The organism is Candidatus Roseilinea sp. NK_OTU-006, assembly GCF_012931985.1.
Lineage (GTDB): Bacteria > Chloroflexota > Anaerolineae > J036 > Brachytrichaceae > JAAFGM01.
On the sequence record NZ_JAAFGM010000012.1, the window covers coordinates 21,830 to 33,838 of the forward strand.

Sequence of the window (12,009 nt, forward strand, 5' to 3'; positions counted from 1 at the left end):
TGGAACGATGAACGATCAACGCGATGCTGATCGCCGCACGCGGCGGATGGTTCGCAACACGCCGCCCTCGCAGCGCGCCGGCTATGTGCCGGCGGGGGCGCCCACCGCGTCGAAGCCAGCGACGCCCCGCGTCATTCTGGCCGGCGACGCTGCCGCGCGGGCTGTGGATCGCGCTGCGGCGCCGCAGCCCAAGTCACGATCGCTCGGCGTGCGACTGGCGCGCCTCTTCTTTGCTTTCGCGCTGGTCACCTTCGTCGCGTCTCTCGCTGTCGTCATCCTGGGTCTGACCGGTTATCTGCTGATCGTCCGCGAGATTCCCGACCCCGGTCAGCTCGCAGCGGCGCAGAGCGCGTTCGCCAGCACGAAGATCTTCGACCGCGAAGGCAACCTGGTCGCGGAGCTGACCGATCCGACTGACCCGACGGCCGGCCGGCGCACGCGCGTACCGCTCAGCCAGATCAGCCTTTACCTGATTCAGGCTACGCTGGCGACTGAAGATCCGAACTTTTACCGCTACGCGCACGGTGTGGGCTTTGACCCGGTCGCCATCGCTCGCGCGCTGTATTACGCCGTGACCGAACGCGAGTTCGTCAGTGGCGGCAGCACCATCACGCAGCAGGTGGCGCGCAATTTGCTGCTCTCGCCGGCCGAGCGCAGCGCGCGCACGCTGCAGCGCAAGATTCGCGAGATTGTGCTGGCCAACGAACTGACGCGCCGCTACACGCGCGATCAAATTTTGGAGATCTATCTCAACGAGAACTACTACGGCAATCAGGCCTACGGCGTCGAAGCGGCGGCGCAACTCTACTTCGGCAAGCCGGCGAGCGCGTTGAACTTGGCCGAGGCGGCGATGTTGGCCGGCATCCCGCAATCGCCGGTGTTGTGGGATCCGGTGACGAACAAGCCCGGTGTGCTGCGCCGGCAGAACGACGTGCTGCGGCTGATGGCGAAGGCTGGCTACATCACCCCCGATCAGATTTACGAGGCGCAGCGCGAGATCGAGCGTCGTGCGTTCACCGCCACGTTGCCGAACATCTCCACGATCGCGCCGCACTTCATGCAGTTTGTCAAGCAGCAGCTCGACGCCGAGTATGGCGCGCAGGGCTTGTATCGCGATGGCTTGCGGGTGTACACCTCGCTCGATCCGCGCATCCAGGCCATCGCCGAGGACGCCATCCGCCAGCAGATCGCCCAACTGCGCGATAAGAACGTGACCAACGGCGCAGCCGTGGTGATCGAACCGAAAACCGGCGAGATCCTGGCCATGGTGGGCAGCGCCGACTTCAACGACCCCAAGATTGACGGCCAGGTGAACGTCGCGCTCATGCTGCGCCAGCCGGGGTCGGCGGTTAAACCGTTCACCTATTTGGCGGCGTTAGAGCGCGGCTGGACGGCAGCGACGCTGTACTGGGACCGGCCGGTCACTTTTACCAACGAATATGGCCAGGTCTACGCGCCGCGCAACTATGATGGCAAGTTTCACGGCCCGATGCTCATGCGTGAGGCATTGGCGCGCAGCATGAACATCCCGGCCGTCGAAACGTTGAATTTCGTCACCGTGCCCGGCTTCCTAGAGATGGCGCAGCGCGTCGGCTTGAACTTTCCGCCCAACCCGGCCTATGGGCTGGCCGTGACGCTGGGCGGCGCCGAGGCGCGGCTGCTCGACTTGACCGCGGCTTATGCGGTGCTGGCGAACGGCGGCGTGCGCATGCCGCCGATCGCCATCACGCGTGTGACGAGCGCCGACGGCCGACTGCTGCGCGACTACCGACACACACAAGGGCAGCAGGTCGTTCGGCCAGAGCATGCCTGGCTGATCACCAGCATCCTGAGCGACAACGCCGCCCGCGCCAAGTCCTTTGGCTTGAATAGCCCGCTGCGGTTATCACGGCCGGCCGCCGCCAAGACCGGCACCACGAACGACTTCCGCGATAACTTGACGGTCGGCTACACGCCGGAGTTGGTGGTCGGCGTGTGGGTGGGCAACAGCGACAACAGCCCCATGCAGAACGTGAGCGGCATCACCGGTGCGGCGCCGATTTGGAAGCAAATCATGGAAAAGTCGCTAGCAGGTAGACCGGCGCTCGACTTTGCGCCGCCGCCCGGCGTGGTGGCGGCGGAGATCTGCGAGTACGGCGGCCGCGCGCCTTCGCCCCATTGCCCGCGCCGGCGCATCGAGTATTTCAGCGCCGACCAGTTGCCGCCCCCGCCCGATGAGAACGTGGAACGTGCCGTGCAGGTGGGCGATCCCGATTTGCTGAACAACGCGCAGTCTTCGGTCTCCAACCCTCAGTTCCCCGACATCCTGATCACGCATCCCTCCCTGGGTGAGCCGATCGCGCGTGGCTTGCTCTCGATCCGTGGTACGGTGAACCCGCCGGGCTTCCAGCAGTATGTCGTTGAGTATGGCGAGGGCGACAACCCCGGCGAGTGGAAATGGATCAGTGGGCCGCACCTCGCACCCGTGGTGGACGGTCAGCTCACGGAGTGGGGCATTGAAGGCTTACCCGCTGGACGCTACACCATCCGCGTCACGGCGAGCACGGCGAACGGCCTGCTCGTCGGCTATGCGCGCTTCGACGTGGGGCCATAGCGGCGGCGTTTGCCTGCCGCTTCTTTTAGCGCGAAGCCGGCTGCTACTGTCTCCGGCCAAGCGCCCCTATGGGCCTCCAGTTGCTCATCCGCGGCCCGCGTTGTACAAACCGCCCAAGCTTTGTATGACGCTTTCCCCTCAACTGGCGGCCACGTTGCGGTACCTCGAAACGCAACTCGCCGGCTCGCTGGAAGACGACGTGCGTTACAACATGCGCGTCGAGATCGTCAGCGCCGTTGTCTATGGCGTGTTCATGGCCACGCTGACGTTCATGCCGGCAGTGTTGACCAAGCTGGGCGGCTCACCGGCGACAGTCTCGATTTATCTCTCCCTGAGCTACCTCGGCCATATCTTCAGCAGCGTCAGCCTGCTGGTCGTACGCAAGATGACGCCGAAGGCCTTCGCCGTGATGAGCTGGACGCTGGGGCGCATCATGCTCATCGTGATGGCTTTCGCCGGTGACGCGCCCGCCTTGCTAGCATTGGCGACGGTGCTATGGTTTTTGGAGATCGGCCCTGGCCCGGCCTATACGCGCATCTTGCAGAGCATCTATCCGATTGCCCATCGGGGCAGGATCATGGCCCTGGTGCGTTTTGGCATGGCGCTGACCATTCTGGTTGCCACGCCGCTGATCGGCCTGGGGCTCGACCGGCTGGGCTACCCGGTGGTCTTCCCGCTGGCGGGCGCGCTGGGCCTGGTCTCTTCGCTGGTGTTCAGCAGAATGCGCATCGTCGTCGAACCGGGTGGGGCGCAGGCGCGCAGCTCGGCGCCGGACGCCATGCGAGTGGTGACTCGCAACCGGCGCTTCATGATGTATCAGCTTGGCTTGATACTCTTTGGCCTGGCCGCGCTGGCCGCAAGCCCAATGTATCCCGATGTGCAGATCAACCGCTTGCAGTTGTCATACACCGAGCTGGGCTTGCTGGGACTGGTGCAATCCGTCAGTTGGCTGATCGGCTATTTCGTTTGGGGGCGGGTGGTAGACCGCTATGGCGCGTTGCGGTGCATTATGCTCACGTTCGCCATCCAGGCGGTCGCGCCGCTGACCTACGCTTTTGCCACGGCGGGGTGGATGCTGCTGCCGGCGTTCATCGCTATCGGGCTGGTGATGGCCGGCGGCGACATCGGCTTTACTAACGCCTGCCTAGAGCTATCTGAGCCTGATCGCACCCAGGAGTACGCTGTGGCGCAGTCCACGATCATCGGCTTGCGCGGTTTCATCGCGCCCTTTCTGGGAGTGGGCTTGCTTAGCCTGGGCGTGGCTCAGCCGATCGTCTTCCTCCTGGCCGGTTGGCTGGCGCTTGTGGCCGCGGTGTGCGCCGAGCGCGCCAGGCGCATGTGACGGCGCGGGTACAATTTCGGTCGCATGGTCGCCGACGTTCGCACTGTATTCAGCCCGGCCGATCCGCATATCCGGCAGATTGATCCCTGGCGCGATGGCCGCGCCGTCGCCAACCTGCTCGAGGCTTCCTTTCGCGATGAGGCGATGGGTGACGATGGCGTCCGTCTGATCCACGCCTTGCGCAACTACAGCCTGCTGGATGCGCTGGCGCTCGGTGGTGCGACGGGCTTCGTATGGATCGAAGACGGGCAACTGATTGCGAATGCCTCGGTGCAACGCAACTATACACGTCGGGATACCTGGATTATCGGCAACGTGGCGACCCAGCCGGCCTACCGCAACCGAGGCATCGGCCGAGCTGTCGTCGAGGCGTGCATCCGCTACGCGGCCTCGCGCGGCGCGCGCTATATCGCGTTGCAGGCCGACGTTAACAACTCGCCGGCGTTGCACCTCTATGAGAAACTCGGCTTTCGGCGCTTGGGCGAGGTGACGCACTATCTGCGCCCGGCAAAATTGAATCTGCTGGGTGACGCGCCATCACGGCGTGCGCGCAAGGCCAGATGGTCGGATCGCGCTGCGGTGTGGGCGCTGGCGCAGCGACATATCCCCGAGCCGTTCACCTTTGCCGAGCCGTTCGATGCGAACCTGTATCGCCTCGGCCTGCGCTGGTCGTTGCTCAATTCGCTAAACGGGAATGCGCAGCAATGGCGGGTGATGGACGCAGATCGGCGTGGGGCATTGCTTGGCGCCGTGCGGACGCGTGCGACTTTCGAAGGGAGCTATCATCACCTCGAAGTGCTGCCCGGCGCCGGCGCAACGGTCGAGGATGTCCTTCAGTTGATCGCGAGCGGCCTGCACCGCTTGGGTGATTACGCGAGTAAGCCAATCTACGCTGCGCATGCGCGCATTGACGAGACGCCCCATGCAGCGCTGCAGGCTGCCGGCTTTCGCCCTACGCGCACGCTTGTTCACATGCGGCTTGCGCTGGACGAGTGCGAAGGCTGACGCGCTGTTGCTAGCTTCATGCCTGAGCTGCCGGAAGTCGAGACCGTAGCGCGCGCGCTGCGCGAGGGCGCCCCCAACGGCGCGTCGCCGCTTGTGGGTCGCACCATTCAATCCGTCAAAGTGCTATGGCCGCGCGAGGTGGCCAGCCCAACGCCACGCGCGTTTGTGCGTCGGATCGCCGGTGCGCGCGTGCAATCCATCGGACGCTACGGCAAGTATCTCCTGATCGGCCTGCGCGGCTCAAGGGATGACGCAGATGCGCTTAGCTTGCTCGTCCATCTCAGGATGAGCGGGCGACTGGAAGTCGTCTCACGTTCGGCGGCATTCACCCCGCACGCGCGCTTGGTGTGGCTGCTGGACGATGGCCTAGCGCTGCGCCTTGAAGATGCGCGCAAGTTCGGTCGCGTCTGGCTGGTGGACGACCCGGCTGAAGTCATCAGCAAGCTCGGCCCAGATGCGCTAGCCATAACGCTTGAGGAGTTCGTCTCCCGCCTGCGCACCCGACATGGCGCATTGAAGCCGCTCCTGCTCGACCAGACGTTTATCGCCGGCGTTGGCAACATCTATGCCGACGAAGCGTTGCACCTTTCCCGCCTGCACCCCTTGCGCGCCGCCGATTCTCTCTCAGAGGACGAGGCAGTTCGGCTCTACGCTGCGATCCGGCAAGTTTTGTTAGAAGGCATCGCGGCCAATGGCGCCAGCTTCGACTGGGTATATCCCGGAGGGAAATTCCAAGAGAACTTCAAAGTCTATGGCCGAACCGGTCAACGCTGTCTAACGTGCGGTAGCCCCATCCGGCGCCTTACCGTGACCCAGCGCAGCACATACTTCTGCCCCGTTTGCCAACCCCCAGCCGGATGATTCCTCATTCAGCTTGTGCTAAATTTCACTATCAAAATCTATCGCTCCGGCAGCCCCGCCAAGCTTGCCTGATTTTGACAGGATAGCGCCCTTAGAATGCCGATCAGCAATAAGAGTTGATCTTCAAGAGTCCAAGTGGGTAAGATAACCCAAGAGAATTTGGGATAAATTTGGGAAATCAAGGTATGGCGCTGATGAAACCGGTGAAACCGGTTGGAATAACGGGTTATGGTGCATATGTGCCGAGGTATCGCTTGTCAGGACAAGCGATATCGGAGTTATGGACTGGAGGGAATGTCACGCCGCCGGTGAACGAAAAGGCGGTTCCTGGACTGGACGAGGATGTGGTCACGATGAGCATCGAGGCGGCGCGCAATGCCATCGCGCGCGCCGGCTATGCCGACCCCGGCTTCAGCTCAGCGAGTCTGGGCGCGGTATGGGTAGGCAGCGAATCGCATCCTTATGCCGTGAAGCCTACCAGCACGATAGTCGCCGAGGCAATCGGTGCTACACCTTACACCCAGGCTGCCGACTGGCAATTTGCCTGCAAAGCAGGCACGGAGGCCATCCAGGCGGCGATTGGCTTTGTTGGCAGCGGCATGACGGCCTATGCGCTGGCGATTGGGATGGACGCTGCACAAGGGCGACCGGGCGATGCGCTGGAATATACCGCTGGCGCAGGCGGGGCGGCCTTAGTCATTGGCCCGGCCGAGAACGCGCTGGTCGAGATCGAAGGCTCGGTGTCGTATGTTACCGATACGCCTGACTTCTGGCGGCGGCAATACGAGAAGTTCCCTGAGCACGCCGGGCGTTTCACGGGCGAGCCGGCCTACTTTCATCACATCACGTCGTCCGTCACGGCGCTGCTGCAGGCCATGCACCTCTCAGCGCGCGATTTCGCGTATGCCGTCTTTCATCAGCCCAACGTCAAGTTCCCGCTCAAAGTGGGCGAGGAGTTGGGCTTTACGCTTGAGCAACTGCGCCCGGGCTTGCTGGTCAACGAGATCGGCAACACGTATGCCGGTTCTTCGGTCATCGGGTTGACGGCCATCCTGGATATCGCGCAGCCGGGGGATCGCATCCTGCTGGCCTCATTCGGCAGCGGCGCGGGCAGCGATGCGTTCTGTCTGCGCGTCAAGAAGACTGTGCCGGCAAAGCACGTGTGGACGACGCACGAATACGTACAACGGCGGACGCCGATCGATTACGCGCAGTATGCGCGGATGAAGGGGAACTACAAGTTGAATTGATGTGACGGCTTTCGCTTCTCATGCCCGACTCCTGAGCAAGTTGGGGGTGGGAAGGGGAGTAGGACGCCGGAAGTCGTTATGCGAGACGTTTCAATTATCGGGATTGGACAGACGCCAGTGGGCGAGCACTGGGATAAAAGCCTGCGCGAGTTGGGCTTTCAGGCGCTCCAAGCAGCGATGAACCATAGCGGGGTCGAGCGAATTGATGCGCTCTACGTCGGCAACATGCTGTCGGGTGAGTTGACCGGCCAAGAGCACCTGGGCGCGTTGATCGCCGACTTTGCCGGCCTGCGCGGCATCGAGGCCATTAAGGTCGAGGCGGCCTGCAGCAGCGGCGCAGCCGCGCTGCGCGTGGGCTATATGGCGGTCGCGAGTGGGTTGCACGACATCGTCGCCTGCGTCGGTGTGGAGAAGATGACCGACCAACAAAGCGACGCCGTGACAAGCGCCCTGGCGACCGCAGCAGATGCCGAGTACGAGGCGCTGCAAGGGTTGAGCTTTGTCAGCATCAATGCATTGTTGATGCAGCGCTATATGCACGAGTATGGCTACAAGAAGGAGGATTTCGCCAACTTTGCCATCACCGCGCATGCCAACGCGATGAACAATCCATATGCCATGTTCCACACGCCGATCACGCGCGAGCAGTTTGCGGCGGCCAAGCCGATCGCTGACCCGATCAATTTGCTCGACTCGTCGCCGATTGCCGATGGCGCGGCGTGCGTGATCCTGGCGCCTATGGCAATCGCCAAAGAGTTCACCAGCAAGCCGGTTCGCGTGCGGGCAATGGCCATCGCAACCGATACCCTGGCCGTCCACGATCGGCGCGATCCGCTCTACCTGGAGGGTGGGGCGATCAGCGCGCAGAAAGCCTATGCCGTGGCGAACGTTGGTCCATCGGACATAGATCTGTTCGAGGTGCATGATGCGTTCACCATCATGAGCGCGTTGTCGCTGGAGGCAGCCGGCTTTGCGCCGCGCGGCCAGGGGGTCCGATTGGCGATGGAGGGCGAGATCGGCCTGAACGGTCGCATCCCGATCACCACCATGGGCGGGCTGAAGGCGCGCGGCCATCCGGTCGGCGCGACCGGCATCTATCAGATCGTCGAGGTGGTTGAGCAACTCCGCGAGGAGGCCGGCGCCAACCAGGTGAAGAACGCGCGGCTGGGTATGGCCCAGAACATCGGCGGCAGCGGCGCAACGGTGGTGACCACGATACTGGAAAGACTGTGATCTCAGAGAGAGGGATGAAGGTATGGAAGTAGCACGATTCTGGAGGACAACGGGACAACGCTATCGCCTGATCGGCGAGGTATGCCCGAACTGCGGCAAGCGCCTCTTTCCGCCGCGCGATGTGTGCCCGGTGTGCGCGAAGGAGGCACGGGCGCCGTTCACTTTTAGCGGGCGGGGCGAGGTGTATTCGTACAGCACCGTCCATGTGCCGCCGCAGGGCTTTGAGAAGTTCGCGCCATATACCGTGGCGTTAGTGCGGCTGGCCGAGGGGCCGCTCGTGACCGCGCAACTCACCGACGTGGACGAAGCCGAGATTTACATCGGCATGCCGGTAGAAATGGTGACGCGTGTGCTGCGCGAGGATGGCGAGCGCGGCATGCTCGTGTATGGCTACAAGTTCCGCCCGGCGCGCCCGGTGCGCGATGACGCTTCGCCGTCCGTTACTGAACCGGCGCATGTGCCTCAGCCGGCAGAGAGCGCGCCGCCTGAAGGCGAACCGGCGGCGGCGCAGCCCGTAATGGCATGAACCACCAGAGGCGGGACTGAAACCCGCCTCTTTGTGTCTATGTTGTCGGTGTCAGACGCGAGCCGCAACTGCGGCAGAACTTCTCCGTGCCCAGGATCGGCGCGCCGCATGTTGGACAGACGCGTTGCAAGGTCGGCGAGGGCGACGACGGCGGCGTCGGTGCAGGAGGGGGGGAAGCCTGCAGAGATGGTGATCGCGGCGGAATAGGCGGTGATGCCGATACGACGGACGGTGGCTTCACCTGCGCAGGCATCACCGGCGCGGGCGAAGGTGCTGCCGGCGGGGGAGCGGGAGGCGGCTCGGGATTCAAACGTTGCGTCGGTTGGATCGGCCCACTCGCCGTTGGCGCCAGGTAAGGGTTGGGCGTCATCGGCGCGCCGTTTGCGCTGACTTGCGCCTGGAGCATGGCAGCCTGGGCGATTTGGCGCGGGTTCAAGCCGGGCTTCCGCGCGGCGAGCGTCGCGCCGAGCATAGCGACGATTGCGCCGATCAACCCCACGCCGCTGGCGATCACCGGCGTGCGCGTGTCAATCAAGTTGATCACCCCGACGCGCAGCTCGGGTAGTTTGTCATTCACCGAGACGCCGAGCCCGGGGAAGCCGGCGGCGTTCTGCGCGAGCGAAGCGCGGATCACCGCGTCCAGTCGCTCGCTCAGATAGAGCATCGAACCGGCGGTCGTTGCGGAAGCCAGCAATGTGAGCGCGATGAGCGTGACGCCCTTGACCAACTGCTCACCGAAGTATCCCTGGCTGAGCGCCACGATGATGGCCATGAAGAGCGCCAGCGCCGGCAGCGTGAAGAACGCCGCCTGGAACAGCATGACCAGGCCGGGGAGCGACTCGGTTTGGGCGGCGAGGTCGCGAAGGTAACCTTGCTGCCGCTCTCCAACGTCATATTGGCCGATGAGCTGCTCGCCGCCTTCCTGCTTCTGAAGCTCGCCGATGAGGGCCGCGGTCTTCTTGGGAATCATCGCCAGGCCGTTCGCCATCATCAGCGCCTCGTACCCCGTCACATTCAGGAAGATCGGCGTGCTATCCGCCCTGAGGTTGATCTGCAACCGAGCAAACGTGCGCGTAGGGAGCCATACCAAGACCGCCATCGCCAGCGCGACGGTGATGCAGCCCAGCATGCAGATCACGTTGTTGATGAAACGAATCACTCCCACAGCCTCGATTTTAAACCGCTACGGCGAATTGCCTGCGACGATGATGTAGTGGCGGCGCACCGGAAAGAATTGCTGATCGCGGTGGGGGGTCTCGGCCTCGTTCGGCGCGATGAGCGCGTTGCAAGAGCGATCGTTGGCCTGCACGCTGGTCATGGCGACACGAATGTCCACGACCACGGTTTTTGTGTCAAGCCTAGGAATGACGCGCGCGTGGATGTAGTGTTGCTGGCCCGGTTCCCAGTTCAGGAAGTACGACTCTGCGACGGGGTAGGTGATGGGCGTCTGCGATGGCCCGCAGGTGAGGTAGGACACCATCTGGTTGCAGCGGTTCTTAGGAGTGATCACGCGGGCGTAGGAGTCGGTGCTGAAGATGCAGTTGTCCGGCTCGACGTTGACGATGTTGTTGTCCACGTTGAGCAGTTCGATGGCCTCGGCTTCCTGGAAGGAGATCGTGATCGAGCCGGCATCGGCTGCCGTGCCGCCGGCGTTGCTGCCCCAGACGATCACATCGAACGGTTGTCCGGGCCGGATGGTGCCTGGGATGGCAACGCCGTCAATGCGCGGCTGCGGCAGGTTGCCTGCGCCTTTGCTCGGCGCGAGCACGATGACGACCGTCGGCGATGGCGTGGGTGTCGGGCTGGGCGTCGGCGTCGCGGTCGGCGTGCGTGTGGGTGTCGGCCGGGGCGTTTGTGTCGGCGTCGCCGTTGGCGTGGGCGTCGCTGTGGGTGAAGGTGTGGGCGTCGGCGTTCGCGTTGGCGATGGCGTGAGCGTGGGCGGCGGCGTTGGTGTCACGGTTACCTCGCCGGCGGTGGGCGGGATGACGACCGGCGCCTCGATGGGCGTAGGGGTAGCCCTGGGCGTATTCGTGGGCCGCGGCGTCGGGGTGAGGGTCGGCGTGGGTGAGGCCGTCGGCGTAGGTGTGTCGGTGGGTCTCGGCGTGTGCGTCGGCGCGGGGGATGCAGCAGCCGTGAGCTCATTGGCACTCGCGCTGCCGGCCAGCACCGATGCGCCGGGCAGCGTGATGCCGAATGCGCTGCTGAGCATCAGCCCAATCCCGGCGCACAGCAGCAGGCTGAGCGCGATCGCGGTGAAGCTCAGACCAATCCGCGCGCGTTGGCTGAGCGAGGCCAGCCCTTTGCGATGTAGCGCTTTGCGAAATTCCTCAACGGTTTGAAAGCGTTTGCTGATCTCGACCTGAGTCGCTTTAGCGATAGCATCGGCGACGGCTGGGCTGACCGCTTTTAAGTCGCCATGCACGCGGTCGGCGCGCGGTAGCACAAACGGTGTCAAGCTCGGGTCGTAGCCGGTCAGCGCATGCAGCAAGGTGGCGCCCAGCGAATAAATGTCGCTGTAGGGGCCGGTTTGCCCTTTGCCGTGTTGCTCCGGCGGCGCGTAACCCGCTGTGCCGAACGGTTCGGTGTCCGACGTTTTGCCTTGTTTGAACGTGCGGGCGATGCCGAAGTCAATCAGCTTGATTCGGTCGCCGGTGGTGAAGATGATGTTGCTGGGCGTGAGGTCGCGGTAGATCACCGGCGGCGATTGCGTGTGCAGGTAGGTGAGCACGTCGCACAGTTGGTCGGCCAAATCCAGCACCTGCTCTTCCGGCAAGCCATACCACTGGCCCACCATGCGCTCGGCCAGCGTTTCGCCCTGGATGTACTCGGTGACGAGGATAGGCTTGTCGTCCTCGGTGACGAAATAGTCTATGACTTGAACGATGCCGGGATGGCTGAGCTGCGACAGCATGCGGGCTGTCGTCTCGAATTGGCGCCGGGCAGCTTCGGCGTCGGAGGACATGCCGATGCCGAGCTTGAATACCTTGACCACGACTTGCCGGTTGAACGTGCGCTTGTCGGCTGCTAGGTAGATCGTTGATTGCCCGCCGTCGGCCATCCAGCGGAGGATCTCGTAACGATCGTTGAGAATCGTTCCCGGGTTTAGCATCTCCGTTGGGCAATTGTCGCACAACGAATCAGCTCGGTGCTGCGTGGCTGAGGCGAGTTTGCGCTCGCTGCCGGAGAGCAGCCTGTGCGC

At 63.6% G+C, this 12,009-nt stretch carries 9 protein-coding genes; 7 read left to right on the forward strand and 2 right to left on the reverse strand.

Translation table 11 applies throughout. The annotated features are described in order from the left end of the window. Positions 1–7 precede the first annotated feature (7 nt). The 7 genes from GXH28_RS08390 (at position 8) to GXH28_RS08420 (ending at position 8,810) form a co-directional block, all read left to right on the forward strand. Complete coding sequence (locus GXH28_RS08390; RefSeq protein WP_169238576.1) at positions 8–2,593, forward strand: PBP1A family penicillin-binding protein; 2,586 nt, start codon at positions 8–10, stop codon at positions 2,591–2,593. Between the two features lie 124 nt (positions 2,594–2,717). Continuing rightward, the gene (locus GXH28_RS08395) at positions 2,718–3,935 is read left to right on the forward strand and encodes an MFS transporter (RefSeq protein ID WP_169238577.1); all 1,218 of its coding nucleotides are present in this window, start codon (positions 2,718–2,720) and stop codon (positions 3,933–3,935) included. A gap of 24 nt (positions 3,936–3,959) precedes the next feature. Next, the gene (locus tag GXH28_RS08400; RefSeq protein ID WP_169238578.1) at positions 3,960–4,940 is read left to right on the forward strand and encodes a GNAT family N-acetyltransferase; all 981 of its coding nucleotides are present in this window, start codon (positions 3,960–3,962) and stop codon (positions 4,938–4,940) included. 18 nt (positions 4,941–4,958) lie between these two features. After that, positions 4,959–5,801 carry a bifunctional DNA-formamidopyrimidine glycosylase/DNA-(apurinic or apyrimidinic site) lyase gene (gene mutM, locus GXH28_RS08405; RefSeq protein WP_169238579.1) on the forward strand — a complete coding sequence of 281 codons (843 nt, stop codon included), beginning with the start codon at positions 4,959–4,961 and terminating at the stop codon, positions 5,799–5,801. Between the two features lie 185 nt (positions 5,802–5,986). Then, positions 5,987–7,051 carry a hydroxymethylglutaryl-CoA synthase gene (locus tag GXH28_RS08410; RefSeq protein ID WP_169238580.1) on the forward strand — a complete coding sequence of 355 codons (1,065 nt, stop codon included), beginning with the start codon at positions 5,987–5,989 and terminating at the stop codon, positions 7,049–7,051. Between the two features lie 78 nt (positions 7,052–7,129). Further along, complete coding sequence (locus GXH28_RS08415) at positions 7,130–8,284, forward strand: thiolase domain-containing protein (protein WP_169238581.1); 1,155 nt, start codon at positions 7,130–7,132, stop codon at positions 8,282–8,284. A 22-nt stretch (positions 8,285–8,306) separates the two neighbouring features. Next, the gene (locus GXH28_RS08420) at positions 8,307–8,810 is read left to right on the forward strand and encodes a Zn-ribbon domain-containing OB-fold protein (protein WP_169238582.1); all 504 of its coding nucleotides are present in this window, start codon (positions 8,307–8,309) and stop codon (positions 8,808–8,810) included. Positions 8,811–8,847: 37 nt separating this feature from the next. On the opposite strand, the gene GXH28_RS08425 is transcribed toward GXH28_RS08420, so the two are convergent. Then, positions 8,848–9,975: a zinc ribbon domain-containing protein gene (locus GXH28_RS08425; RefSeq protein WP_169238583.1), complete on the reverse strand. Its 1,128-nt coding sequence runs from the start codon at positions 9,973–9,975 to the stop codon at positions 8,848–8,850. Between the two features lie 18 nt (positions 9,976–9,993). Beyond that, the gene (locus GXH28_RS08430) at positions 9,994–11,919 is read right to left on the reverse strand and encodes a serine/threonine protein kinase (protein ID WP_169238584.1); all 1,926 of its coding nucleotides are present in this window, start codon (positions 11,917–11,919) and stop codon (positions 9,994–9,996) included. Between the last annotated feature and the right edge of the window lie 90 nt (positions 11,920–12,009).